Here is a 25,398-nt window from a genome sequence, read left to right as displayed (position 1 = left end):
AAGTCCGCTCTAGTTTGCACGCAATATGTCATTTGCCAGTTGAAACTCTCCGGGATTACCCTTGGCAATTATCTTCAGCCCTTGATCGCGCAGCTCCTTCTGCCTTTTCGCAAGCCGCCCGTCCCGCTGGTCCCGGTCGAAGCCGTAAATCAGTAGATACACATGAGGATGGATCGATAGCCGCGATCGTCCGTCCGCGACTTGCTTGACAAGATCGTCTACGGTTCTGGTGGCGCTTTGACTACCGATCTCCACCAACGTTCTGCAAACCTTGACGTAGGCATCAATCAGGCCCTTCTCATTGTCCTTGTTCTGTATGAATTGCTCATACTTCTTTATTTGAGCCACGACGGCAGTGCTGCGCGGGAAGGACGCTGCATTAGATTCCCCCTTCCCTCGCTTCTCCAGATTCCATAGCTCGCCGTTGTCAGCGCACTTTGCTTCACAGAAAGCCAGCTCTGTTCCGCCCGCGCCTGGTATCAGTACCGCGAGATCCATCCGCGGGGCGGACAGGTCGCCGTTGTCTGTTGCTCTTGTGAAGGCAATTTCGAGGTCGACAACCTTTGGCTCCTTCCTCGCAATTTTGTGCACACCGCTCTTTTCGGCGCCGGCAAACCGGGCGGCGGTCTTGATAAGCTGCGGCAGGGTAAGCCTGGATTTGAATTGAGTATTTACAATGGCAGTCGGGTCGAGATCGAACGCTCTTCCGTCGAACGAGATGTATGGATCCTTGTTTTCGAGCTCTGGTTTCACCAGGTATTTATAGTGTATCGCAAGACGGGGCTGGACGACTTCCACGGCCTTCTTCTCGAACCCGATCCTGAGGACGCTTTGACCTTTGATATATGCGTTGAGGTATCCGCCTCTGACCGCTAGCAGAAGATCGTTCGTCTCCAGCAACTCCTTCCACCAATTGTCGGTTGAGCTATCAGAAAGCTGCTTCAACCCAGCGATTTGCTGGCGCGAAAGTCCCCGTTTGAAAGACGTCAGATCAGACATTATCCAATCGCTATCGTTGCTAATAATAAATTTGCGGAAGCTGCTGAAGCAGCACGTGCTAGTCCAGGAGCGGTGAGAGAGGGTATGCAATCCTCTCACGGTCATTTGTCTGCAGACTCACGAACGCAAGAGAGCCTCCATCGGCATAGCGCCAACGCCGCTGAGCACCTTCTTGGATTTCTTCCCGAGGCAATCCCTTCCGCCATTTGTCCATGAATCCTCGAACGCCCACACGCGGGCCGCACATGAGCGCGGGCCGGGCAATACGGTTGTAAAGTGAAAACGGCGGGTCAAAGAGCGACTGTCCGTTCAATTGATTTTTGTAGACTCCCAGCGACCAACCGAGTCGCTTGGGCCCGGAACAAAGCCGCTCGTGCTCGGTCGCGGCACGCGGATCGTAGGGCACGTTCCGGATCTTCATCGCGTCAATGCCCCAGATCGGCTCCAGCGCGCGCACGAGGACAGCGCTGCCGAAACCTTCCGGTCCGCAGACGAAGTTCAGGCAGGCCTCGGCGTAAACATATGCGCAACCACCGGCACGTCGCATCGATCCGCCTCTTTCGGAGGCTTCATAACCTTTGCCCGAGAAACAATGTGACGCAGGATCATTCTCATCATAAGCTTCCGTTTCGACGATACGCCCTCCCGCCGGATAGCCAATTCCGTGATCGAGAACGAGAAACGTACCGATCAGCTTCATTGCCACCGCATCCGCATCATCCATGAAAAACGAGCGGGCAAGCGGCGTCAGATCAGAAATGGACGGTTGATCAGCCCGCACTTGTCTCTCTTTCGAGTGTTGGCATGGAAAAGGCGTTGCACCACACCCCTATTGTCGCCTGCCGTGACTGAGTCGATTCCAATAGAACAGTGTCCTGTTCAGAGAGCGCTTTCGCAAGCGCGATTCGAACCCGCCGTGCTCGCAACAATGTCGCGCTCGCGCTTAAGTGCTTTTTCGGCTCAGCTCGGTTCGCGCGCTCCCTACCCATGTTAACTGGCGCTCGTTGTGTGCTTCAGGATCGAGCGTTGCGCCAGCACGCAACCGGCCCTCCACTACCCTGATGTTCGATATTTTCTACCTGGCATCTGGGTGGGAAGCACAAGGGCTTTGATGAGGCCATTCGCAAGCTCGCAGCGTTACCTTCAGGCCAGATCAATTTGCGAGGGCACCGCAGGTGGGATTGCGGGCAATCAGGTACAAAGTGACGTTGGAGCGGCAGCTGATTCGCACAGATGCTGCATCGCAGCAACGCCCGCAACAAGTATCTGCAGCCGCTATGCGACTTGACATGAGCGCCTGGGAACAGCGAAAGGTCAAGACAACCTTAGAATGAATGCTCCGCCGCTAGTCCAATAGAAAGCCGCGCAAATTCCGGATAATCTGAACGTCATGGGGACATTACCGGCCAAGCGCAATCGTCATCAATCAATTCAAGTCAATGTACGCACAGACGCTCGATTACCCAATGATCTGGAAATCGGAGGGCGAGAAACACTGCGCCCCACTCCAGACATTCTGGATGCACTCGAGAAAGATTATCCGCTCGAAGCAAGTATTGCTGATCTAGTTGACAATTCCATTGACGCCAAAGCGAAGAATATTCTCGTTCGGTTTGTCAAGAAGGAGCGTCGTTTATCAAGCCTATACGTCATAGACGACGGAGTCGGCATGAATGCCGGCGTGCTCAAGCGGGCCATGCAATTTGCTGCCCGCAGAAATTACGGTCCAAAGGATCTTGGGATGTTCGGAGTTGGACTCAAGACTGCGTCGCTGAGCCAGGCAAACACTTTAACCGTCGTATCGCGCGCGGCTGGGCAAGCTGCGGTAGGTCGGCAGTGGACGAAAGAAGGGATCAAGACAAATGACTGGACAGTCAACATTCTGAAGAGCCAATCGGCGACCGCACTGCTGAATCACGAGTGGGGTCTGGTCGGTCCGATAACAGTTGGAACAGTTGTTCGCTGGGATGACATCTACGACTTCGATCGACTTCGCATCGATATGGATGGATATCTTGAAAGAGCAATCCTTCGTATGCGGCATCACCTTGGTCTCAAGCTGAATCGATTTCTCCAGCGACGACAAATCACCATACATATCGATGTTGAGGATATCGACGAGCAGGACGTTGGGCCAGCGACGGAAGTCCTGGCCATAAATCCGTTTCCACCCAAGGCTCTCAACGGCGCAAAGAACTTCCCAAAGAACTTCGTGGCCACATTACCCGGGACGGGCTCTTTGGTGATGCGATGTCACATCTGGCGCAAGAAGTCGTCAGATCCAGGTTATAAGCTTGGAAAAGTATCCGAACATCAGGGCTTCTATTTCTATCGCCACGATCGGCTGATTCAGGATGGAGGCTGGTGCGACGTCATTGGCACGACAGAACCGCACTTGAGCCTGGCCCGCGTCGAAATCGACATTCCTGATCGCTTGCAGACGTACCTGAAAGTGCGAAGCAACAAGGCGGGCGTTGATGTTCCCGCTTCGTTTGGGGATGCCGTGTTTTCCGCCCGGGCGAAAGACGGGATGGATTTTCGCGGTTATATCCGCAAGGCTGAAGAACTTTATCGCCAAAGAGGAAAGCAACAGGCACGCCCTATGCTTCAGCCAGGTGTGGGCATCCCCGCAGAAGTACGACACGCTCTCGATCGACGTTCAATACGATTTCTTCCCGGCGAAGGCTGTTCGGTGGTCTGGGGAAAGCTCTCAGGACCTGACTTGATTGATATCGATCAGGACGGTCGGCAAATAACGTTGAATACGAAGTACCGCTCGATGCTGCTTCGTGGTGCCCGTGGTGGCAAAACTGACCTTCCGCTCCTCCGCACTCTTCTTTATTTCACACTGGAGTCCCTTCTTGCGGGAATGCGAATCGGGCCGGTCGAGCGCCTGCGACTGCAGGCATTCCAGGCAGCGATGAACGCTGCACTGAAACTGGAGAAGCAGTGGGCAAGCAAGTAACATCGGCTTCGCGGCCAATCGATGCTTCCAGGCACCTTCGTTGGGAGAGCTTCGAGAAGCGAATCCGCGATGGCCTGCCATCGCTCGAACCGATTAAGGGTTCGCCTCGTGTGGTGCTCTTTATCACACCTGGCGGGAGCCGTATCGGAGCCCACTTCTTCACCGCAAAGAAAAGCGACCTGTCCAGCCCGCTTGCCGAAATTGCCATCCGCAACGTCGGCGCCGGGCCTCAAACAGCGGTGGAAGTGTCGACTGGAAATCCGGGTCTGTTTCAGGACTTTTACGCCTTTTGCTGCACCGTTGCGGACAGGGTGCAGATCGATCAGGAGCCAGTAGAGAGCGCCATCTCCAAAACGCTAGCGTCCTGGTCAGCACTGATCCGGCAGAAACGTCTCCTGTCTGAAAGCGTGCAGACCGGCCTGTTCGGCGAGCTCATGTTTCTCAAGAGAGTCGCGGGCGTGATTGGATGGCGATCGGCCGTTGATGCATGGCAAGGTCCAGCATCGGAAGAACATGATTTCACACTTCCCGCCACCGACGTGGAAGTGAAATCCACTCGGGGCGAAAATCGAATTCATCAGATTGGCTCTCTTACTCAATTGATGCCGAAAGCAGGTCGACGACTGGCCATTGCTTCGGTGCAACTAACGCTCGGAACCGGTCGGGGAAGCCAATCCCTTCCGCAACTCATAGCGTCAGTCTTATCAACCGCTTCAGCGATGGCCCCCCAGACGGTTGAGACAATTCGTCACCATCTCACAAAGCACGGTTGGGCGGATGAAGACGCATCGCAATACGGCGCGAGATACCATCTCCGGTCACCCATGACTGCCATTCCAGTTGACAAGAATTGCCCGGTAATCGTTCCCGATACCCTTTCCGGGCTCGGGTTAGCGCGCTTTGCACGGATTGAGAAGGTCGAATATGCGCTGAACCTGGACGGCTTGGGCGCTCTGGATGGCAGCAGCCAATTTGACCGCATTCTGTTCCGGAAGTGAAAGATCATGAAAGCCACCTTCGAAAATAGCCTGCACAACGCGCTCGGCGGCATGTCTGGCGGCCCACGCCCCTTATCCGCTGCGGTAGCGTTCTATGCACAGCAGGACAAGGTCAAGGTCGCCGATATTGAGCGTGAAATAGCCCGGCGGTTGCCGCTCAGTCCGAATGACGAGGCGCGCAAGCTTTTGAACCGGCAGCTCAATGAGTGGGATTTTGAGCCGGATGCACCCTGGACAGCCGGAACGCCACCACATACGCCCGAACGTCGGCGACGAGTCTACGAGCTTCTCCAGATAGGAAAGAAGCTTCAGGGTATTCTCGACGAATACATTCCTGCGTGGCCAGGCATCGGCAACATACTGGTCGACAATCCCGACACTCCGAAAGACTGGTACACTTTTGAATTCCGGAGGAGCCACAACTTTTACTGGAAGCGCATTAGAACGTTTTTGGAGACGGTACGCGGTATTCCCGACGGATCACTCGCATCCCTGGATGCTGCGACGACCGAGATTGTCGAAAGACTGGCGGATCCCGCGAGCGTCGCGCCGAGGGGCGGACGCGGTCTTGTCGTTGGCTATGTTCAAAGCGGAAAAACTACAAATTTCACCGGCGTGGTTGCCAAGGCGATCGACGCCGGCTACCGCCTGATCATTGTGCTGTCCGGCACCACAAATCTCCTGCGCGATCAAACCCAACGTCGACTTGATATGGATCTTGTCGGGCGCGAAAACATATTGCGGGGAGCTGACGAGTCCGAGCATGAGCACGACTACAAGGACGATCCGGACTGGCCTTCGAAATTTATATCCTACGGCAAGATGCCAAGCCTCCTTGGCCATATTGACATAACCAGGCTGACTGGAGCGCAAGACTTTGAGGGTCATAGCGCCGGGCTTAATCCCCTGGAATTTGAGTTCGAGAAGAAGAACAAGCTCAAGCCACTGTACGATCGTGAGAACCTCGATCATGCCGGCGCACGCATCATTGTCGTAAAGAAGAATCCTGATCGCCTGAAACAGCTCGTCCGGGATCTACGATCGGTCGGTACATCAAAGTGCGCAGAAATTCCTGCGCTGATCATTGATGACGAGTCGGATCAAGCGTCCCTGAACACGATCAATCCGGCGAAAAATCCCAGCAAAAAGCGGTCGTCGATAAATGGGCACATTGTGCAGATCCTTCAGCGCTTGCCGAGAGCACAGTACGTCGGGTATACGGCGACGCCCTTTGCAAATGTGTTTGTCGATCCAACTGACCCGGCCGATCTATATCCAAGAGACTTTATTCTCTCGCTGGATCGACCTATCGGCTATATGGGCGCGCGAGAGTTTCACGACTTTGACACCGTTCCGGCAGGTCGATTGACGAATGAAAAAGCCTATGTGTGTGCAATCCCGAAGACGACCGGAAGCGCAGACGATCGACTAGCCGAAGCGATCGATGCGTTCGTTCTTACGGGAGCACTCAAGAAATACCGTGAAAAAGCAGGCAACGTAAGCTTCAAACATCATACGATGCTTTTTCACACCTCGTCGTTCAAAGCGGACCAGATCTCGGCCAGACAGGCGATCAGATCCTTGTGGCGAAAAGCTGCCTATGACTCGCCGGGGTCTGGCATGACGCGCCTGAAAGGGATGCTCGAGGATTTCAGGACTGTCTGGCAGGACCGGGGGAAAAGTTCAAATCTGCGCTTTCCCAAGACGTTCGAAGAGCTAAAGCCCGCACTCGGCGCCGCGCTCTCCGAGATGCGCAGAGGCGATCCGGTCCTCATGATCAACAGCGACGACGATGCAGACGTCCCGCAGTTCGAGGCAAAGGAAGGTGTCTGGAAGATCTTCGTTGGAGGCGCGAAGCTTTCCCGCGGCTACACGATTCAGGGACTAACGGTTTCCTATTTCTATCGAGCTGCGAGACTGCAGGACACTCTCATGCAAATGGGACGCTGGTTTGGGTTTCGCGAGGGATATCAGGACCTCGTGCGCCTGTTCATCGGCAGAAGCGTACCCGTCGGACCGAAAGTACTGGACCTGTACAAAGCGTTTGAAAGCATGTGCAGGGACGAGGAGGACTTTCGCGAACAACTGGCCACCTACGCCGGCAAATCCGGAATCACCCCTTTGGAGGTACCGGCTCTTGTTTTCAATTCGCACCCGCAACTTCGTCCGACCGCTCGCAACAAGATGTTCAAGGCGGAGATCACGTGGGCGGCCTTTTCCTATCGTGAGCCCACGAGCCAGTCGGCGGCAGGCGCCGGCCGAAAATCCAACGAAAAGCTGTTCAAAGAGCTTCTGCAGAGCACCCGCGTCAAGCAATCGGACGTGAAGGGTCAAGGCAAGAACGCTGACAGAATAAGCATCAAGTGGAGTACTGCGTCTCACAAGGATGTATTGAGTGTTCTGAAGAAAGTTTCCTGGGATGCTGCCGGCAGTGGAATCAAGGCTGAAATCCAATACCTCAGCGGCAATGAGTGTCCGGTTGATTCATGGGTTCTTGTAATGCCGCAAGTCGGTGACGACCCTCAAGCCGGAGTCTGGCACGCCGGCAAAGATGAGTTCAATTGCATCTTCCGTACAAGATTTGCGACCCGCTTCAACGTATTCTCCACACCAACGCATGTTAAGTTCGCGAAGTGGCTCGTCGGAGGGAATGATATTGACTTCGACTCGCCTCAATTGAACCCCAAGAGCCGCACGGGTGTAATGCTGCTCTATCCGACCAAGGAGATCGAGTTCACGGGGAAAAAGGCCAGTTCGGTTCTTCCCGTAATGGGGTTTGGCCTCGCCCTACCCGCTACGGCGAGCAATGTTGGCAGAAAGGCATTCAAGGTAAAGATGTAGCTAGGGCTGGTCCTCGGAGACGAGGCACTGCCTCCGTAGACTGGCTAGCGTGAAGTGCCAGCCCATCGGGGCTACTGAAGTGTGTCTCACACTCGCGGACGCAGTTTGTGCCCAAACTGGTACAACGGCGCTCGATCTGCTTGCGAAGATCGTGCTACTTCCTCACAAGGTTTCTTGGACCTTATGAGGTCCGCGATGAACTTTACGAGCAGGTGTGGTCATCCCTTTTTGATCGATTCAGAGACCGCATCCACGAATACGCGCGTCTTCGACGGCACCAGTCGTCCAAGCGGCAGGATCGCGTGGACACCGCCGTCGCCCTTTCCGGCCCAGCCCGGCAGGACCTGTACGAGCTTTTGCTCGTGTAAGGAGGGACCAACCAGCCAGTCTGGTATCAGGACTATCCCTGCCCCTCAATCACAGCCATCAGCATCGCTTCCGAATTGTCAGCAACAAGCTTGCAATTCGGGGCGCACTGTCCGCCGATGTCCGTCCTTCTTGAGCATCCAGTCGGGCCAGTATGGATGACCGGAACCCATGACAATCGCACGCCTCCCTGAAGGATGAAGTGCGGCGCGACAATGCGGTTGAGCTGCCTTCGACAACACGCATATCGATCGGCGAGATCTCGATCGAGCTCGGATACCGCGAGCCGAGCGCATTCTATTGGGCATTCCAGAATTGGATGGCCTGCAGTCCAGGTCGTTACCGCGGCATGCTCACATCATAAAGCCTGTCGAAAGCATGGCGTCGACGATGGTGCCGACGACCTTGTGGCAGTCGATCTTCCAGGCTTTTGCCTTTTGAGCAGGCAGCAAAAGCATCGGGACCGGGGACCATAGGAAGATAGGAAGGGTTCAAGGTCGAGGTAAAAGGTACGCTCGCCGGCCTAATCGGCGGGGAGGTGTTTCCGCAGGCCCACCACAACAGTGGGCCTGATGGTAGCGAGGCGCTACATCGCGAAGCCCTCGACTTAGTGTCGTTGGTTCAAGCGGCTTGGTTCAGCGCAGATTCACGTATCAAGAGGCCGTATGCAGAATTTGGCGTAGAGCGCTCTCCAGAACGTCTTCGTGATTTTTTACACTGCCGGCTGATCTAAACCCGATATAGCGATCCGGTCGCACCAACACAGCCCCTTCCGGCCCGAACTCACGCTGCTTCGTCCAAGCACAGCGGGCGTCGACATAATCGCCGTCGAGGATGCCGACGCGAACGGCCACCAGATCTACACCTAGCTGCTCTTTGAGCTTCCGCGCCGCGTCGACCCACGGCTGACCGCCTTCGCCAGCGATCAAAACGAACTTCCCCCCGTGAACAAGCGTGTTGAGAGCGATCCTTTCCCCTTGCCGTTCGACCCAGGCATGCGGAAGAGGATGTCCGGGCTTGGTACTCGGCTGGTAGATCCTCACGTTGTCCAACGGCACGTAGGCGGGACTTCCATCGTCTACTACCGCATCGGAGGCGTAAGTATAGCCGAATTCCACGTTGTGGTGACGAAACTCCATCGTCTGGGACACAATCGCCGAGTTCAGAGCGTGCCGCTTCGCGGCGGAGCCAGGGCGATCCTCCCACAGCGGGCGAACCTCTTCCCAATTCTGCTCGGGGGTCTTCTCAGGAGACATCGAGAGCGCCTGGTCAATCCTGAAATGGTTGAACGCGCTGTTGACTGCGGCTTCAATGTTGGCGCCGTCCACCGGACGGCGCTCGGCGCCATAAGTATCAAGCAGACCGGTGCCCGCCTTGCCTCGCAGCACCGCCGCCAGCTTCCAGCAGAGATTGTAGGCGTCGTGAACCGCACTGTTCAACCCCAGTCCTCCCGTCGGCGGATGGCGATGGGCGGCGTCGCCCACCAGGAAAACGCGGCCCGAGTGAAACTTGTCGGCGAGGACGCCCTCCATCGTCCATCGGCTGATATAGTGGATTTTCGGCGCGAAGTCGGGAATACCGGATGCCTTGCGCATGCGATCGAGAACCTTCGCGTCATCGAAGGCGCCCTCGTCGTCGAATGCGAACTGCAAGTGGAATACCCATTCCTCGGACCTGGTGCCCCAGTGATCCGGTCCCATAGGGACGAGAACACCGCTGGCGAGAGACCCTCCGAAATCGGGGTTTACGAGCCAGCGGAGAAGAACGTCTTCGTCCTGAAGATATTTCGAAAAATCATACGTCAGATGGGTGGAGACCATTCGCATCAAATTGGTTTGTCCCTCCAGCTTGAGTCCCGCGGCGTTACCGATGGTCCGTCCACCGTCGCAACCCAGGAGATACTTCGCTCGCACCGAATAGGTCTCTCCCGTCTCCCGCACCAGGACCGTCGCGGTGACGCCGTCCGCATCTTGCTCGTAACTCTTCACTTCGTGTCCAAAGCGGATGTCGCGGTTCAGTTCCTCCGCCCGCTGCTTCAGCAAAGGCTCCAGACGCACCTGAGGCAGATTCGCCGTACGAAAAGGGCTCGCCGCAATGAAATCCGGATCGGTATAGCCGCCCCCCCAAACCTCGATCCGACCAAGGCGCCGCCCGTAGCCATCGTGCGAGCCGGAAATTCCCGCATACCAGGCCGTCGCCTTCATGTTCTCCGCCGGAGTGCTGCGCTGAAGGACGCGCTCGGCCACGCCGATCTCCTCGAAAATTTCGAGCGAGCGCTGATTGAGCACATGCGCCTTCGGCAGCCGTGACGTATGCGGCAAGGCCGACACCAGAATGTGGTCAATATTCAAGGTCGACAACAACATCGAAGCCGTCAGGCCGGCGCCGCCACCACCAACAATGAGAACGGAGGTCTCAAGCGTCATTGGGTTCTCTCCCTGGATAAAGCAAGATGCGCGATTTATTGAGGGTATCGATCGAGGGCGTCGTTCTCGACGATCGAAGGCTTTTCCAGAAGGCCAACTTGTCGCCTCTCCTGGTATCGGGGATGGTCACCGCCGTCGCCCGGCGGCTCAAGAACTTCACGCCTCGGCGACGATTCGATTTTCGATCATGCCGATCCCGTCGATTTCGCACCTCACGACATCGTCGAGGACGAGTGGCCTCGGCGGCTTGAAGCCGAAGCCGACACCTCCTGGCGTGCCGGTAAAGATCAGATCGCCCGGCTCAAGCGTCATCGCCTGTGACAGTTCAGCGATCTGATCCCAGACGTTGAATACAAAGTGTCGGGTATTGGAGCTTTGACGCAACTCGCCATTGACGAAGCTGCGCAGGTTCAGCCCATGCGGATCCCGGACTTCGTCGGCCGTCACGATGGCCGGTCCGAAAGGGCAATGCGTATCGAACGATTTGCCAAGCATCCACTGCGGTGTCTTCCACTGCCAGTCCCTCACGGTGAAATCGTTACCTACCGCGTAACCGAAGACATGGGCCGAGGCATCTGCACGGCTGATGTGGCGGCCTTTCTTGCCGATTACGGCCACCAGTTCGACTTCGTAATCGAGCGCGTCAGAGATCTTCGGACGCTCGACGTCGCCATTCGGGTCGTTTACCGAGGTCGGCTGCTTGCAGAACCAGACCTGCTCAGTCGGAACCTTAACGCCAGCATCCTTCGCTTCCTCGATGTGATCGGCATAATTGAGCCCGAGGGCCAGGATCTTGCCGGGTCGCGCGATCGGTGCACGCAGCCTCACTTCGGTCACGGGCTGGCCACCGCCGAGGTCACCAAGCCGTGCGATGACTGCCTTCACACGATCCCAGTCCGCGATTGTGTCGCGGGTGTCCTGTGCAACGCCGGGAACCAGATCGGCCAGGGAATAGACACGACCGTCAACGACGATACCGCTCGCAGCCGGTCTCGTTCCGGAGGAATAGCGCACGAGTCTCACTTGCTTTCCTTTCAAAGGATTAAGTGCAAGAGGCGCTGCACAACACCGCGCCGCGTGTCGCCGCTCAGCCCGCAGCGAGGTTGAAGGAAAATTCCGCCCCCCAGGAGCTCAGTTCATTGACCTTCCAGGTCCGGGGCTTCATCGGAAAATGCTCGTGCCACGGCCGGGCCTCGTGCATCCCCAATTCCGGGACGAACGTGTCCATGTCGGTGTAAAGCTCGATCATGAGTTTGTCGGGATCGTAATGATAACCGGCCAGGTTGTGACCGGCTGTGTGCCGCGACGGCCCCCATAGCACCTGGACTCCGGCAGCGCGTAACGCGTCGGCGGCGACAGGGTGTTGAGCACTCTCCCTGAGCTCGAACGCGATGTGATGAACCCGAGATTCCGGCGCGTTCACCAGATTGACTACGTGGTGATCCCGATTGCAGGTCAGGAAGGTTGCAATGCCCTCGATGTCGTCGGTGTACCAGAAACCGAGGAAATCCTGGTAGAACCTCATCAGCTTGTCGCACTCTCTCGAAATGACGGCGACGTGACCGAGACGCAGCGGCGCCGCCCCTGTCCTTTTGAATCCCGACGCGGGCGCTTCGATCGCGTTGTAGAACTGAAAAACGTTCCCGGCCGGGCCCTCGACTTCGACCAGTTTGGCTACTCCAGGCTGGCTATCGGTCTTGATCGTCGCGGGGAGACCAAATTTACGCACCTGCTCGGCGAAGTCGGCAATTTCGATATCAGGCTTCAAGTGGAAGCCGATGTGCAGCAGCGCTTTTTGCCTGGCGGGGCGCAATACGATTTCGTGGTGCTGGTAACCGATCGACAGGAAGACCGATCCGTCGTCTCCCTTGGCAGTCTCAGTCATCCCTATCGTTTCGAGATAGTGATTTTTTGTCCTCCCGATGTCCGCCGTCTCGAGCGCAACGTATCCAAGCGCGAACACTTTCGGATCGAATTTCTTGAACATGGCTTCCCTCTTTTTGGGCTCGGCCGCCGAAGCCGCCGCATGTCCGGTCCTGCACGAGCAGGATCGAAAACAGTTCAGTTGCCGTTTCCAAAAATATATTTATCATTGCAAAATAGATTTTTCAACCAAAAATATCTTTGGGGCGCGATTTGATGTATCCTGCATGGCACCAAGGTGATTGAAGCGAGGACAAGAACCCATGACGAGCAAGACGTCGGAGACTTACAAATTGCTCAAGACGAACTTGCTGAACTGCGTGTTTAAGCCAGGGGCGCAACTGCGCATCGATGCGATCAGCAAGTCGCTCGATGTCAGCGTCGGCGCGGTCCGAGAGGCTTTGTCTCGCCTCACTTCGGACGGGCTAGTTGAGAACGTACCTCAGAAGGGCTTCATCGTCGCACCGGTGTCCGCGCAAGATCTGCGAGATCTGACCAATGCACGCATTTACGTTGAATGCCGTTGCCTCGAACTTGCGATTAATCGCGGCGACCTCGACTGGGAGGGCCGGGTTCTATCAGCCTACCACCGGCTCTCGAAGACCCCGATCGAGACGGACGCCCCCCACCTGCCCTTCAATCTCCACTGGACGGTCGTTCATGAAGAATTTCATGACAGCCTGATCTCGGCATGTGACAACAATTGGCTGCTGAAACTGAAAAACATGATGCACGTGCAGGCGGAACGCTATCGCCGGATGACGGCCGCTTATACCCTTGAACGCCGCAACGTGGACGCGGAACACAAGGCGATTATGGAGGCGGCTCTCAACAGAAACTCGGCACTCGCGTGCGAGCTATATGCGCGTCACCTTGAGACGACCCTCAACATCATCCTGTCTGGTGGATTCCTGGCCGAGGACGCCGCTCGTGAGGAGCTTGACGCGTGAGTCCAATGAGGAATGCGTTTCGGCTAGCCGAAGGACGCTACTTCAACGCTTTGCTTCCGCGGTATCGAGAACGGCACATCGTTCAGTCCAGATAGGTCGTAAGCTGCGCTCCCTCCTCGGCAACGAACACCGCAATCAATTCGGCCGGTTCGGTTGCGCTTGCATTTGCCGAGACCAGGTGCGTCGACCCGGGTGGTTCAAAAAACGACTCTCCGGCCTTGAATGTTTCCAGCGGTCCACCACCCAGCTGCGATCGAACTTCACCCTTGGTAATATAGGCTGTTACGGATCCGGCGTGCCGATGTGGCGCGGAGAACTGCCCTGGAGCATATGATACTCGTACCACCGTAACGCGTTGCCCGGGCGCATTCGAAAGCGCGTGAGAGGCTATGATTTCGACACGGGGGGCCGCAACTCCGCTTTCCCCGGACACACTGCACAGCGACAAAGCGGAGGCGGTGAAGGAATCCATTCGTGACGGCACGACGTTTGCAATCAGCCCGGAGCATGCAAGACCAAGCGCCGCAGCCATAAGGAGTTGCGGCATCCGGCCAGCAGAGGTTTGGAACCTATCGAACTCAAGTGTTACCACAGTCTTCCCCTATCGACTTCCGCCGACGCGTTGCGCCCCAACACCCTCACTGTGCCGGTACGACTACTGGCGCTCCCTTATCCTTAACGAAGACCACAAGGAATTTTGCCGGTTCTGTCTTGCTTGCATTTCGTCCGATCGTATGGACATCCTCCGGACCTTCAAAGAAAGTCTGTCCCTTGGTCAAGGTGACCTCTTTGTCGCCTCGGACTTGCATTACGACAGCACCTTCAAGAACATAGATGAAGGCAGAGGCGTTGTGACGGTGAACCGGATCAGCGGCGCCTGGTGGATACTCGACCATCAACATCACACCTTCCTTGCCTGGCAGCCCCACCAATTCCTTGGACATCAGGGGCGTCACCTTCGTCTCCGCGGCAACGGCCGGTCGAGCGACCGCAACTCCGGCAGCCAGCATCAGCCCCCCAAAAAGGCGCAGCATGTTCGACCTGCTCATTTGACCCAATCCTTTCGCGTTCTAGATTTGCGCCGGCTCGGATTGATGCGACGATAGCGCCCTTCGGCGATGTCCGCTCCGTGCGCCCGCACCTCCAGCTTGAACCGAAATTCTACAGATCGAAGGCCGAATACATCAGCACCAAAAACTCACCAATTTGACTGGACCAAGGAGATACCCTTAGTCCTCACGCTCAAGCATTTGTCGCCATGGTGGCAGTACCCGCCATCACGGCTTCTGGACTTGCCAAGACGTAGCTGGGCGCCAGAACACTGGGCCACACGCTTCCTAGGCTGTCGGGATTCCTTCGCGAAACAGACCGCTAACGATCGTGCGTAGCCAGTTGTTCGCTGGATCGTTTTCGTATCGGGAACTCCAATGCTGAGAAACGCCAAATGGCGTCGTATCGATTGGTGGTTTGACCAACCGGATCCCCGCATGCGAGGCGAGACTAAGTGCCACCGAATGCGGCACGGTGACGATGAGGTCTGACCCGGATATTATCCCGGGGATACAGAGCGCGTGAGGGACTTCCAGGACAACATTTCGCTTCACTCCCCGAGATCTAAGAAGCCGATCAAAGATCTCGTCGGCCCGTCCCGGTGACGAAACGATCATGTGCGGCAGCTGTTGATACTGATCCATCGTCACCTTTTGGCCACGGATCCTTGGGTGGCGCGCCGACACCAAACACAGATACCCTCGTCTAAACAATTCCTCCCTCTTCAAGGACGCTCCCTTCAGCTTCGGGAACCGGCCGATGGCGAGATCCACCAGCCCGGCTTCAAGGGCTTCGGCCATTTCCCGGGATTCGAGCGACATCACCTGGAAGCGCGAGCCAGGCGCGATCTTTCGGACGCAACTCACCAGCTTTGGAAGAAACACCATCTGAGCCACGTCCGACATGCCCAGCTTGAACGTACGCTCAAGAGACGCTGGCTCGAATGGCGCAGACACCAGTTCGCTGCGAACAAACGCGATTATCTTGCGAGCCTGAGTGGCCAGTTCGTCCGCACGCGGAGTTGGTAAAAGTCCGCGCGACGTTCGCACAAAAAGGTCATCCCCAAAAGCGGTCCTCATCCGGGCCAGGGCATGGCTAAGCGCAGGCTGACTCAATCCGAGAGCGTCGCCCGCCGCCGTCAAGCTACCAAAGCGATGAATGGCCTCTAGTTCGAGAAGCAAGCGGAGATCAAACCGAAGACTTTCCATAGCCCCCTCATATTCGTCTTACTAATTCTCTGCATATGATCTTTTCATTTTACGAATATCACGGCTGGCCGCATAGTTCAGAATGAGCAGGTGATCTCAACGCAAGCGTCTTCACCGTTAGACGGAAACAGATGAAAAGCGAGATTCACGCGAGCCGCTGGGACGCGGGTGCAAGTTCTGACGTTCCGGAGCGAGGCCGATTGGTCGTCGACGCGGACGGTTTGATCGTTGGCATCTTTCGGATCGATGGCGAGTTGCATGCATACGAAAACCGCTGCGCTCACATGCGAGGCCCGGTTTGCCAGGGACTGATCGTTTCACGTGTCGTGGAAATTATCGATGCGAGCAAGGCGATCATCGGAAGTTGCTTCGATGATCGCGAGCCGCACATTGTTTGCCCATGGCACGGTGCAGAATTCTCAATCCGCACTGGTCGACACGCCGGACACTCCAGCATGAAGCTCCGCACAGTTCCGGTAGAGGAATATGATGGCCGAATCTACCTCACCTTGCGTACATCGAACCGCTAGTAGACTGCGCGAAATCAGCACCGAGCTGCGTTCGATCGCCGCCGGCACCGCCGACGTGCCGCGGGATGAGCTCGGCCAATTGGTCGCTGCCACTACGCTTATGTACTCCGTTGCCGCATCGCGCGCGGAAGTCGAGATCCCGCTATCTGATTGTTCCGTCAGCGCCACGGACGTCGTCATCCTGGTTTGTGCGCTGCTCCGCGGCCAGAACCTCAATCCGTTTGACCTTACTCTTTGGTTCGGATGCGCCGAGCAGACATTAGAAGCGAGGAGCCGATCGTAGATGTCTGACGCAGATACTCATATCGAAACGCCGACCACGCGTTTTGCACGCCGCCACGACGTGCAAGAAATAACAATCCATACTGACACCCGCGAGATACTCGCCAATGCCAGTAAGGACATCGCGCGTCTCGGATTGGATAAGTACTTCATCGTCGATGTGGATGCCCATCACGTCGAGCTCGACTCTTGGGCGGAGATTCTAACGCACATCGAAGATCCCGTCATAAGATACAATGCACAAGCGATAGCGAAGAATTGGCCGTATGCCGCGAACCTGGCCATGAGCTCTCATGCTCCCGGCCTCACCATGCAGGATGCCGGCGGGCGAATACCACACCAGGCCCAACTCGCGGAGCACGTCCCGATCCTTGAGGGAGAGCATCGGGATCTGACGCTGGTGCGGCGCGCCATGCAAGCTATGAAGATAGACGTTCAGGTCGTTTTCCCCCAGCCGATGCTCGGTATCGGCATGCATCCATCAGCGCAAGCCGAGACCCAACTCGTCACCGCCTATAATCGTTGGTTTGTGTCGCGCGTCTTATCAAGGGACTCGCGCATCAAGTCGATGCTGGCGCTGCCGTTCCGGGACCCCGAAGCGAGCCTCCGCACAGTTCTCGAGTTTGCGGACGCTCCCGGCGTCGTCGGGTTCCTGGTGACGAGCCAGCGTCAGACTCAAGTCTCCAGCCGCGGTTACATGAGACTTTACGCCGAGCTGGAGGAGCGCGGATTGCCACTGGGGTTTCATGCCGGCCCGGACTACATGATGGAGCGCGCGGTCAATCGATTTGTCTCCGTACACGCCTTGTCGTTCGTCACCTGCAATATGATCCATCTTACAAATTGGGTGATGAACGGCCTTCCGGAGCGATTTCCAAAACTCAAGGTCATCTGGATTGAAAGCGGCCTCGCCTGGTTACCCTTTATGATGCAGCGCCTGGATCACGAATGGCTGTTACGGCAGTCCGACGCGCCACTCTTGAAGCGTCTTCCGAGCGACTACATCAAAGAAATGTTCTACACGTCGCAGCCGCTGGAAGCGACCAACATGGAACTGTTGGAAGCGACCTTCCGCGCGATCAACGCCGACACGCAACTCTTGTATTCCTCCGACTGGCCGCATTGGGATTTCGATCCGCCGGCTCGGATCGCGTCACTGCCTTTCCTCTCTGAGCGCGCGAGACGAAACATCCTTGGCGAGAACGCCGCGCAGCTATTCAAGCTAAAGCCGGCGCGTTCGGAGAACGGCTCTTAGACCCAGTTTAGAACAATTGGCCACGGCCACGCGACATACACCGGGAGCAAACGTCTCGGAAAACACCATAAACTTTGGGGGGCGGATATATGGGCGGCAGCATGATTTCGGACCCGGACAGCTTCGTTGATCAACTCAACGTCGATACTGTCGGCCGGTACCAGATTGGACTACTTGCTTTGGGCGCGATGGTTCTCTTTTGCGACGGATTTGACGCGCAAATGATGAGCTTTGTCGCTCCGGCAATTACCTCCGAATGGCAACTGACATCTGCCGATTTTGGTCCCGTGTTTGCCGCTAATCTGGCAGGCCTCATGATTGGAGCCGCATTGTGTGCACCATTCGCCGATGCGTTTAGTCGGAAGACTTTCATTCAATGTTGCGTACTCGTGTTTGGCCTAAGCACGCTCGCCATTCTCCTGTTGCATTCCGCGCCGGAATTGTTGCTCTCACGCTTCGTAGCAGGAACAAGCATGGGAGCCGCGATGCCGGCGATGATCGCATTGACATCTGAATTCATCCCGAGGCGGCTCCGGACACGCCTTGTCGTCTTACTCAGCTGCAGCTTCTCGCTTGGTACTACAATATGTGGCGCAATCTCCAGCCTCGCAATCCAGACGCTGGGGTGGAGGTCGATGTTCTGGATCGGCGGCATCATGCCTCTGGGCGCCTTTGTCGTCCTGCTACTTGCGCTTCCCGAATCGCCGCGCCATCTCATGGCTGGCTCAGACACGTCGGCATTGTCCCGGATCGCTGCAAAGCTGTCATCGCGAAGCGCCTTGGATATTTCTTCACTGAAATTCATTCCAGGCGGCAGTGCGTTTCCGGTAAGCGAGCTGTTTTCGGACGGTAGAGCTCCACTCACTCTCCTTCTCTGGACGACGTTCTTTCTCTACGGCTCAAGCCTGTATTTCCTCATCAACTGGCTTCCTACCCTCGTGACGCAATCCGGGTACACCGTTGCAGAAGGAAGCGCGATCACGGCGATCTACCAGTTTGGCGGATTGGTTGGCGGGCTTTCCCTCGGCTATCTGATCGATCGGGTCGGGCCACGAATGCTCGTAGCGACGACATTTGCAGCATTTGTGGTCGTGGCATTGGCCGGAATGGCTACTCACTCAATCGCGGTAATTGCGGGCGCGGCCTTCACCATTGGAGTGCTCGTTATCGGTAACCAGCATGTGGTTAACACGCTCGCCGGCGCGAGCATCTACCCAAATGCCCTGCGCGCCACCGGGTTAGGCTGGTCGCTTGGATTTGTCCGGCTTGGCGGAGTTCTGTCGGGATCTTTGGGCGCGGGCTTGCTGCTGAACATGCAGCTTCCGATCTCACAGACGTTCCTGGTGATTGCCCTGGGTGAACTCGGAGCGGGACTGGCCCTGACCATACTCTATTGCATTCCAGCGGGGCGGCCCCTCAGGTCCACCAATTGGTCAGGCAATGAACCCGCCAGACTCGTCGAACGCGAGTCAGCGAGAGGATCGATAAGATGAGCCTTGAGGTACTGATCGCGGGGGCAGGCATCGGAGGACTGACTGCCGGCCTGGCTCTTCTGCGCAAGGGCGTCTCCGTCAGGTTATTCGAGCAAGCTGCGGTCCTTGGTGACATCGGTGCTGGATTGCAGCTGGCGGCCGACGGAACACGTATCCTGATCGAACTTGGTCTTGAGAACGCGATGGAGGCTGTCGTCTGCCCGGCAGCGTGGAAGGAAGTACGCCTCTGGGATACCGGGCAAAGTTGGAAGCTCTTCGACCTTGGCCAAGACTCGATGGACCGTTTTGGTGCTCCCTACTGGTTTGTTCATCGCGGAGACCTGCATCGCGTCCTGCGCGAGGCTGTCCTCGAAGCTGGAGGAACAATAGAAGCGGGCGTGGTTTGCGAAGGCTTCTCTCAGGGCGAGCATGAGGTAACGTTGTCGCTTTCCGACGGGCGGGCAATTGCGGGAGATGCATTGGTCGGCGCCGACGGCGTGCATTCGCGCTTCCGCAATCAGTTGTTTGGCGCTTCCGAACCTAAGTACGTTGGGATAGTGGCGTGGCGAGGATTGGTTGAAGTTGACCGGCTACCGGTTGATCTTCGGCGGCCGGTCGGAACGAATTGGGTTGGTCCAGGCGGACATATCGTCACATATCCGGTGCGGCGCGGCGAACTGCTCAATATAGCTGCCTTTTGCGAGCGGTCGGACTGGCTAGTCGAGTCCTGGTCTACGGCCGGCACAAAAGAGGAATTTTCCGCGGACTTCCATGGCTGGAACAATCTCATTCACGAGATCATCCGCAACGTCGAAACTCCGTACAAGTGGGCTCTCATTGGCCGTGAGGCGCTTATGCGTTGGACAGATCACCGCGTAACGCTCCTGGGCGACGCTTGCCATCCAACATTGCCATTCCTGGCGCACGGAGCAATCATGGCGCTCGAGGACGGGCTTTGCCTTGCTCGATGCATTAGCTCTGAGGCGTCACTTCCCACTGCATTGCTCAACTATGAACGAATGAGGGTGGATCGAGCGCGGGCAATCGTGGATGGATCTGCGGCCAATGCCAAGCGATTTCATAACCCCATTCTTTCGGACCCCATAGAATCAGTTCGCTATGTCGAGAGAGAATGGGCACCGGAAAAGGTACGCCGGCGGTATGATTGGCTTTTTGAGTATGACGCAACGTCCGCTCCGATTGGTCAACCCTACCAGCTCTCGATTTGATGCAGACACGAACGGCCATTCGCTTGAACAACTCTGTGCCGGCCAAAGCAGGTTGGTTGCCGATCCGCAGGTTCGGCGCAGAGATCTTCCGGTACCCTACAGCCGACGAGATCGCCGCGCCGCGGCAGCCAGGCAGATCGCGAAAAGTTCGTTGAGGTTCGTGATATTAAGCTTTGCGTAGGCTCGTCGCTTGAGGGTCGCCACCGTCGCATCTGTAATCTCGAGTTCGAGCGCGGTGCCCTCCCCCGTCTTTCCCTGGAGAGCATGTGCGCATACTTCTGCTTCCCGATGACTAAGCGTCGGGGCAATCTCAACCAGTAATCCCTGAAAGAAGGTAACAGGTGGCTTGCCCTCCGCTAAACCACTCGTCTCTCCCGCTAACTCAAGGTGCCGCACTTCCGCGGCGAACAAGGTGAAGGCCCGCTTCGAAATTGCGGCTACATCGGAGTGAGTGAGGCCGCCTTTCCGACTGTGTTTATAGAAATTTACGGACCGCCAGTGCTGGCCTGCCCTCCCCAGGACGGAAATACGACCATCAAGCTCAAACCTCTCGTAGATATCGCGGCGATATGCGGCGTCCGATATATCGCGAGCCCACAACGCCAGCACCGCTGGAGCACCGGGATTGAGGCTCAGCTGGCGTATCCGCGCCAGCGCCGGATCAGCATTATGATATCCAAAGCCCATGTACGATTGGGCCGACAGGCTCGTGATGCTGGCATCCTCAAGGCCTTCCAGGACTTCGATGCGCGGCATCAACGTAGGTGTGAACCCAAAGACGCTCAGATGCTCGAAGCCGCAAACGACTTTGGCATAGCGCAGCAGCGCCCGGTAGAACGATGGCTTGCCAAGCGCGAGGATCACGTTGGCCAGCGCTTCCTGTTCCGGCTCGCTTGATGGTCTGTCATCAATCATGAGGACAGACTAGGTCCGATCGGCGACGTATTCCAGTCAGGTTAGCGGCCGAGCCTCTGCCTTCGGCCTGCGTTGACGGTCGGCCTGTCCGGAGAAACAACACCAATGCCCGCGCTCAGTTATGATGTGGACTTCTACTCCGACGAATTCATTCTGGACCCGTGGCATCACTATGCTGCGATGCGGGCGCTGGGGCCGCTGATCTGGCTGCCGCGGCATGGAAACTACGCCCTTCCACGCTATCACGAGGTCGCGGCTTGCCTCAGGGATCCCAAGACATTCTCCAGCGGACAAGGAGTGGCCGCGGACAAGACGGCGTGCGACCTGATGCGGGGCAATTCGATCGCTTCCGACGGTGAGCGCCACAAAGCTATTCGCGCGGCAATGGCCGCTCCGCTTCTACCAGGTGCGCTGAAGGACGTTGAGCCTCTTGTAGAGGCGCTAGCCGAAGATCTCATCGAAAGGCTTATCGAGCGGGGAAGCTTCGATGTCATGGCTGACCTCGCATCCCATCTGCCCCTCACCGTCGTACGCGACCTGGTCGGCTTGCCCGACTTCGGCAAGGAGAACATGCTCCGCTGGGGCGCGGCAGCCTTCGACCTTCTCGGGATCCAGAACCAACGCGGTCAGGCTGCGTTGCGTACTTTCCTCGAGCAGCGCGATTTCATCAGCAAATACGCCAAACGTGAAGATCTCAAGCAAGGAAGCTGGACGCACAGGATACACACGCTTGTCGACGAGGGCGCATTAGCGGCCGAGCTCGCACCCTTTTGTATCCGCGACTATATCAATCCCAGTCTGGACACGACGATTTCCGCTACCGGACAGCTCATCTGGCAACTCGCCAGGAACCCTGGCGAGTGGGAGATGCTGCGGAACGACCCGACATTGATCGGCAACGCGGTAAACGAAGCGGTGCGGCTTGGATCGCCAATTCGTTCGTTCACGCGGCATGCTACTCGCCACGTCCAATATGGCGGTCATGCGATCGAGCAAGGTAGTCGCGTTATGGTGCTTTACGCGTCGGCGAACCGCGACGAGCGGATGTTCGAGAACCCGGATGCGTTTTCTGTCAGGCGCCATACCAGGGGGCATCTGGGGTTTGGCAGGGGCATTCACATGTGTGTTGGCATGCACCTGGCGCAACTGGAAATGACTGCGCTGCTAAAGGCGATGCTTCCACGAATTGAGCGGATTGAGGTCGGCGAACCAAGAGTCGCCCTGAACAACACCATCTACGCGTTTGCGGCTCTTCCCGCGAGGTTCGAGCGGTGTACCAGACCGGCTCCGCTCGAAAAAGCGCGGCAAGCAGGTTCTGACGAGAGCGCAGCTATCCTCGAAGCGACTGTCCTCGAACGTCAGGAAGTTGCCCAGGACATCATCTGCCTGACGATCGGATCCGACGAATCCGAAAGTCTTCCTCAATGGACGCCCGGCGCTCACATAGACGTTCACATCCGCCCTGGCCTCGTCCGCCAATACTCGCTGACCGGTCCCTTCGGTTCGACGTACCGCATCGCCGTCCAGAAGGAGATGAACTCGCGTGGCGGCTCGACGGAATTGCACCGTAAGTTCCAGCCCGGCTCAAAAATTCGAATAGGTGCGCCACGAAACCGCTTTCGGCTGGTAGAGTCCGCCAGGGAGAGCTTCCTGTTCTCCGGGGGGATCGGTATGACCCCGCTGCTGGCAATGGCCTGGCGCCTGCACGAACTGGGACGTGCTTTTGCTTGGCATATTTCTGCGCGATCACGAGCGCGGCTTCCGTTTTCGGAGACACTTGACGCACTTCCGTTCCGCGACGAGATCGTGCTTCACCTTGGCGACCAACAGGGCCGAGGATCGCTGGATCCTGAGGCGATCTTGCGCAACGCAAGCCCCGACTGTCACGTCTACGTTTGCGGACCGCGGGGCTACATGGCCTTCGTCGAGGAGGCTGCTCACCGGAGTGGCGTACCCGCTGAACGGTTTCATCAAGAGCATTTTGGAGCTGAGATCGATGCATCCGGAACGCCGTTCACGGTCATTGCAAAACGCTCAGGTCTGGCCGTTGAAGTCGGCCCGAATGATACGATCCTCACGGCGCTTCAGAGGGCCGGGGTAAGTGTTGAAACCGCTTGCCAAACCGGCGTGTGCGGCACCTGTCTCACAAAGGTGCTCGACGGCCGCCCGGACCATCGGGACATGATTCTGACGGACGCCGAGAAGGCCTCGAACGAATTGATCGCGGTGTGCTGCTCAAGGTCGCAGTCTCGTATCTTAAGTCTCGATGTCTAGCCCGTGCCAAAACCTATACGCCGCCCAGCGCGCTTGAAACATTCCGTCCAGTGGGTACCCGATTCCCTCGGCAAGACGCGCCAGCCCCGACATGGACTTTTCGCATACCTCTTTGGGCTCAGCGCCCGTCACCACTATTGTCCCTAACCTCATCTCGTTACGCAGGTCTTCATTCTCCCAGCGAGCTGTTACATCAGTCGTGTCATCTCCTGGACCACCCAACAAGGCCACCACACTAAATCGAACATCGCGCCCTTTGATGTGGCGCTCAAGCTCCTCGATCAAGGCAGCTGGTTCTTCGACCGTCTTACGGAGAGACGATTCAGCTCCAACCGGAACAATCTTTAGTTTGATGAACCGAATTTCTCCCGAGGAACTCGCTGCGGGAAACGCGTGGACTCCCCAGTAAGTCGTTTTAGCGAGACTGCTGGAGCAATGAGCGTGTGCCGTCAGATAGTTTGAACGATAGCAAGTCTCCGGATTTCTTTCAGAGAATGTCTTGATCCGCTCCATGTCGGGGCGGCCATCCGGTCCGGGGACGCGCGCCTGAACGAACGCCAGCATTTGATCCATGGTTGTCGCGAAATACATCGGCGCATTCTCGACCAGGATATCCGATCGACGTTCGTCTTCGCCCAGTCTGAGAGCTACGCTTCGCAGCGCAAGCGCTCCAGCTTCCTGATCCAGGATCAAACCACCCACGGCAAACCGCGCGAATACGCGGGATGGCCTGGTGAAGCTCAATGAACCGGTTACTTCAGCCGCATGATCCGACGGAAGATAGACTCCGCGCACACATCGCGCGACGGAAACAATCTTGTGCTTCTCGCGGATGCCTGCAGATGCAGCCTGTAGCGCGTCAAGAATTGCGTCAATGTTCGATTTGCGAACCATGCACTGCGGACTGCGTTGTCAATTCGCAATCCCGTCCAACAGCGCTCTCATTTGATTCACGACGCTATCGGTAAAGATTTTGGCCTGGGCGAAGACTCTATCGGCGCCCGATACTGGAAGGATCACGCACCCGCTGCTCAGGTTCACGCTTGCACGGATGCGGACGACCTAGGCCGCCTTCAGTGAGATAGAGCCCGCGAAGCCCCTTTTTGACATTTTCGCATACGGGCACACTGCCTCCGTTTCTTCGATTAGGCTCGTCGCGAGATCCTTGTCAACGCCAGGCAACTCGACTTCCAGGTCAGCGGTGATCATAAAGAGGCCGTCGGACGGATCGCGCCCAAAGGTGACCTTAGCGACGATAGATACTTCTGTGAGCCTTACCTTGCGCTTGGAAGCAATCAAGCTTAGCGCCCCGTGGAAGCACGCCGCATATCCCGCCGCGAACAACTGCTCCGGGTTTGTCCCGCCTCCCGGGCCGCCCAGTTCCTTGGGAAGTCTAAGTCCTACATCCAACGCCCCGTCAGATGATTTCGCAGTTCCCGACGCTCGGGCATGACCGGCACTACCGCCAGAGACTTTCACTTCTGCCGTGTACAGCGGCAGAATCTGCGTTCCCTCGTATCTATCAAGCAAAGATGTTGCCGGCGCTCGAAGTTCAGACATGGAGATCCTCATTCGGTCGAAGAGGTTTACCGAACCAGTTCGGCTTCAGAGTATGCGACAGACAACGTTCGAGTCAATAACTCGGATTATTATAGTCCGATTTATTATTCCAGCTCCAAATGCACCGAATATCCTCACGATTCCCCGAAACGCCG

At 56.9% G+C, this 25,398-nt stretch carries 20 protein-coding genes and 1 pseudogene; 10 read left to right on the top strand and 11 right to left on the bottom strand.

From position 1 onward, the window contains the following. Positions 1 to 9: 9 nt before the first annotated feature. Together AKN84_RS01330 and AKN84_RS01325 are read right to left on the bottom strand one after the other, a co-directional pair. Complete coding sequence (locus AKN84_RS01330; RefSeq protein ID WP_050418973.1) at positions 10 to 999, bottom strand: hypothetical protein; 990 nt, start codon at positions 997 to 999, stop codon at positions 10 to 12. A 58-nt stretch (positions 1,000 to 1,057) separates the two neighbouring features. Further along, positions 1,058 to 1,780, bottom strand: coding sequence for a DNA-3-methyladenine glycosylase (locus AKN84_RS01325; RefSeq protein ID WP_202814654.1), 723 nt, complete (start codon positions 1,778 to 1,780; stop codon positions 1,058 to 1,060). A 609-nt stretch (positions 1,781 to 2,389) separates the two neighbouring features. Here AKN84_RS01325 and AKN84_RS01320 point away from each other — a divergent pair. The 4 genes from AKN84_RS01320 to AKN84_RS50560 all read left to right on the top strand — a co-directional run bounded on the left by AKN84_RS01320 (position 2,390) and on the right by AKN84_RS50560 (position 8,533). Beyond that, the gene (locus AKN84_RS01320) at positions 2,390 to 3,964 is read left to right on the top strand and encodes an ATP-binding protein (protein ID WP_128970308.1); all 1,575 of its coding nucleotides are present in this window, start codon (positions 2,390 to 2,392) and stop codon (positions 3,962 to 3,964) included. Further along, entirely contained in the window at positions 3,949 to 4,962 is a 1,014-nt protein-coding gene (locus AKN84_RS01315) for a PD-(D/E)XK motif protein (protein WP_157863230.1), read from the top strand. The genes AKN84_RS01320 and AKN84_RS01315 overlap by 16 nt, the downstream gene beginning before the upstream one ends. A 6-nt stretch (positions 4,963 to 4,968) precedes the next feature. After that, positions 4,969 to 7,803 (top strand): Z1 domain-containing protein, encoded by a 2,835-nt coding sequence (locus AKN84_RS01310; protein ID WP_050418969.1) that lies wholly within the window; start codon positions 4,969 to 4,971, stop codon positions 7,801 to 7,803. Between the two features lie 568 nt (positions 7,804 to 8,371). After that, the gene (locus AKN84_RS50560) at positions 8,372 to 8,533 is read left to right on the top strand and encodes a helix-turn-helix transcriptional regulator (RefSeq protein WP_157863229.1); all 162 of its coding nucleotides are present in this window, start codon (positions 8,372 to 8,374) and stop codon (positions 8,531 to 8,533) included. Between the two features lie 289 nt (positions 8,534 to 8,822). Here the strand turns inward: AKN84_RS50560 and AKN84_RS01305 are convergent, their stop codons facing one another. The 3 genes from AKN84_RS01305 to AKN84_RS01295 form a co-directional block, all read right to left on the bottom strand. Beyond that, the gene (locus AKN84_RS01305) at positions 8,823 to 10,595 is read right to left on the bottom strand and encodes an FAD-dependent monooxygenase (protein WP_050418968.1); all 1,773 of its coding nucleotides are present in this window, start codon (positions 10,593 to 10,595) and stop codon (positions 8,823 to 8,825) included. Positions 10,596 to 10,751: 156 nt separating this feature from the next. Continuing rightward, the gene (locus AKN84_RS01300; protein ID WP_050418967.1) at positions 10,752 to 11,618 is read right to left on the bottom strand and encodes a fumarylacetoacetate hydrolase family protein; all 867 of its coding nucleotides are present in this window, start codon (positions 11,616 to 11,618) and stop codon (positions 10,752 to 10,754) included. Positions 11,619 to 11,682: 64 nt separating this feature from the next. After that, positions 11,683 to 12,582 carry a glyoxalase/bleomycin resistance/extradiol dioxygenase family protein gene (locus AKN84_RS01295; protein WP_050418966.1) on the bottom strand — a complete coding sequence of 300 codons (900 nt, stop codon included), beginning with the start codon at positions 12,580 to 12,582 and terminating at the stop codon, positions 11,683 to 11,685. Between the two features lie 199 nt (positions 12,583 to 12,781). Between AKN84_RS01295 and AKN84_RS01290 the strand changes: the two genes are divergently transcribed. Continuing rightward, positions 12,782 to 13,468 carry a GntR family transcriptional regulator gene (locus tag AKN84_RS01290; RefSeq protein WP_050418965.1) on the top strand — a complete coding sequence of 229 codons (687 nt, stop codon included), beginning with the start codon at positions 12,782 to 12,784 and terminating at the stop codon, positions 13,466 to 13,468. Positions 13,469 to 13,550: 82 nt separating this feature from the next. On the opposite strand, the pseudogene AKN84_RS44395 reads toward AKN84_RS01290, so the two are convergent. From AKN84_RS44395 to AKN84_RS01280, 3 genes and pseudogenes are all read right to left on the bottom strand, one after another. Then, positions 13,551 to 13,868, bottom strand: a pseudogene (locus AKN84_RS44395) (cupin domain-containing protein); the annotation flags it as partial. A 238-nt stretch (positions 13,869 to 14,106) separates the two neighbouring features. Beyond that, positions 14,107 to 14,517 carry a cupin domain-containing protein gene (locus tag AKN84_RS01285; RefSeq protein ID WP_244484873.1) on the bottom strand — a complete coding sequence of 137 codons (411 nt, stop codon included), beginning with the start codon at positions 14,515 to 14,517 and terminating at the stop codon, positions 14,107 to 14,109. Between the two features lie 288 nt (positions 14,518 to 14,805). Continuing rightward, positions 14,806 to 15,726, bottom strand: a complete 921-nt coding sequence (locus AKN84_RS01280) for a LysR family transcriptional regulator (protein WP_050418964.1) — start codon at positions 15,724 to 15,726, stop codon at positions 14,806 to 14,808. Between the two features lie 131 nt (positions 15,727 to 15,857). On the opposite strand from AKN84_RS01280, the gene AKN84_RS01275 reads away from it, so the two are divergent. The 4 genes from AKN84_RS01275 (at position 15,858) to AKN84_RS01255 (ending at position 20,494) form a co-directional block, all read left to right on the top strand. Next, on the top strand, positions 15,858 to 16,256 hold the full coding sequence (locus AKN84_RS01275; RefSeq protein ID WP_050418963.1) for a Rieske (2Fe-2S) protein: 399 nt from the start codon (positions 15,858 to 15,860) through the stop codon (positions 16,254 to 16,256). Between the two features lie 283 nt (positions 16,257 to 16,539). Beyond that, positions 16,540 to 17,793 (top strand): amidohydrolase family protein, encoded by a 1,254-nt coding sequence (locus AKN84_RS01265; protein ID WP_050418961.1) that lies wholly within the window; start codon positions 16,540 to 16,542, stop codon positions 17,791 to 17,793. Between the two features lie 89 nt (positions 17,794 to 17,882). Beyond that, on the top strand, positions 17,883 to 19,286 hold the full coding sequence (locus tag AKN84_RS01260) for an MFS transporter (RefSeq protein ID WP_050418960.1): 1,404 nt from the start codon (positions 17,883 to 17,885) through the stop codon (positions 19,284 to 19,286). Then, positions 19,283 to 20,494 (top strand): FAD-dependent monooxygenase, encoded by a 1,212-nt coding sequence (locus tag AKN84_RS01255; RefSeq protein ID WP_050418959.1) that lies wholly within the window; start codon positions 19,283 to 19,285, stop codon positions 20,492 to 20,494. The genes AKN84_RS01260 and AKN84_RS01255 overlap by 4 nt, the downstream gene beginning before the upstream one ends. A 96-nt stretch (positions 20,495 to 20,590) precedes the next feature. Here the strand turns inward: AKN84_RS01255 and AKN84_RS01250 are convergent, their stop codons facing one another. Further along, positions 20,591 to 21,409 carry a helix-turn-helix transcriptional regulator gene (locus tag AKN84_RS01250; RefSeq protein ID WP_050418958.1) on the bottom strand — a complete coding sequence of 273 codons (819 nt, stop codon included), beginning with the start codon at positions 21,407 to 21,409 and terminating at the stop codon, positions 20,591 to 20,593. Between the two features lie 105 nt (positions 21,410 to 21,514). On the opposite strand from AKN84_RS01250, the gene AKN84_RS01245 reads away from it, so the two are divergent. Beyond that, on the top strand, positions 21,515 to 23,683 hold the full coding sequence (locus AKN84_RS01245) for a cytochrome P450 (RefSeq protein ID WP_050418957.1): 2,169 nt from the start codon (positions 21,515 to 21,517) through the stop codon (positions 23,681 to 23,683). On the opposite strand, the gene AKN84_RS01240 is transcribed toward AKN84_RS01245, so the two are convergent. Beyond that, a complete protein-coding gene (locus AKN84_RS01240) occupies positions 23,666 to 24,577 on the bottom strand; it encodes a catalase (protein WP_050418956.1) in 912 nt (303 codons plus the stop codon). The genes AKN84_RS01245 and AKN84_RS01240 overlap by 18 nt on opposite strands. A gap of 168 nt (positions 24,578 to 24,745) precedes the next feature. After that, positions 24,746 to 25,243 (bottom strand): Ohr family peroxiredoxin, encoded by a 498-nt coding sequence (locus AKN84_RS01235; protein WP_050419072.1) that lies wholly within the window; start codon positions 25,241 to 25,243, stop codon positions 24,746 to 24,748. Positions 25,244 to 25,398 lie beyond the last annotated feature (155 nt).

The sequence above is a fragment of the Bradyrhizobium tropiciagri genome (assembly GCF_001189845.1).
Lineage (GTDB): Bacteria > Pseudomonadota > Alphaproteobacteria > Rhizobiales > Xanthobacteraceae > Bradyrhizobium > Bradyrhizobium tropiciagri.
The sequence above is the reverse complement of the archived record's forward strand: the minus strand, read 5'-3'. Positions and strand labels throughout refer to the sequence as shown.

Excerpts from the sequence above, each read along its gene's own strand:
- AKN84_RS01275 (WP_050418963.1), top strand. The coding sequence starts at position 15,858 with ATGAAAAGCGAGATTCACGCGAGCCGCTGGGACGCGGGTGCAAGTTCT.
- AKN84_RS01320 (WP_128970308.1), top strand. The coding sequence starts at position 2,390 with ATGGGGACATTACCGGCCAAGCGCAATCGTCATCAATCAATTCAAGTC.
- AKN84_RS01280 (WP_050418964.1), bottom strand. The coding sequence starts at position 15,726 with ATGGAAAGTCTTCGGTTTGATCTCCGCTTGCTTCTCGAACTAGAGGCC.
- AKN84_RS01235 (WP_050419072.1), bottom strand. The coding sequence starts at position 25,243 with ATGTCTGAACTTCGAGCGCCGGCAACATCTTTGCTTGATAGATACGAG.
- AKN84_RS01245 (WP_050418957.1), top strand. The coding sequence starts at position 21,515 with ATGCCCGCGCTCAGTTATGATGTGGACTTCTACTCCGACGAATTCATT.
- AKN84_RS01290 (WP_050418965.1), top strand. The coding sequence starts at position 12,782 with ATGACGAGCAAGACGTCGGAGACTTACAAATTGCTCAAGACGAACTTG.
- AKN84_RS01250 (WP_050418958.1), bottom strand. The coding sequence starts at position 21,409 with ATGATTGATGACAGACCATCAAGCGAGCCGGAACAGGAAGCGCTGGCC.
- AKN84_RS01265 (WP_050418961.1), top strand. The coding sequence starts at position 16,540 with ATGTCTGACGCAGATACTCATATCGAAACGCCGACCACGCGTTTTGCA.
- AKN84_RS01305 (WP_050418968.1), bottom strand. The coding sequence starts at position 10,595 with ATGACGCTTGAGACCTCCGTTCTCATTGTTGGTGGTGGCGGCGCCGGC.
- AKN84_RS01260 (WP_050418960.1), top strand. The coding sequence starts at position 17,883 with ATGGGCGGCAGCATGATTTCGGACCCGGACAGCTTCGTTGATCAACTC.
- AKN84_RS01255 (WP_050418959.1), top strand. The coding sequence starts at position 19,283 with ATGAGCCTTGAGGTACTGATCGCGGGGGCAGGCATCGGAGGACTGACT.
- AKN84_RS01310 (WP_050418969.1), top strand. The coding sequence starts at position 4,969 with ATGAAAGCCACCTTCGAAAATAGCCTGCACAACGCGCTCGGCGGCATG.
- AKN84_RS01240 (WP_050418956.1), bottom strand. The coding sequence starts at position 24,577 with ATGGTTCGCAAATCGAACATTGACGCAATTCTTGACGCGCTACAGGCT.
- AKN84_RS01285 (WP_244484873.1), bottom strand. The coding sequence starts at position 14,517 with ATGAGCAGGTCGAACATGCTGCGCCTTTTTGGGGGGCTGATGCTGGCT.
- AKN84_RS01295 (WP_050418966.1), bottom strand. The coding sequence starts at position 12,582 with ATGTTCAAGAAATTCGATCCGAAAGTGTTCGCGCTTGGATACGTTGCG.
- AKN84_RS01330 (WP_050418973.1), bottom strand. The coding sequence starts at position 999 with ATGTCTGATCTGACGTCTTTCAAACGGGGACTTTCGCGCCAGCAAATC.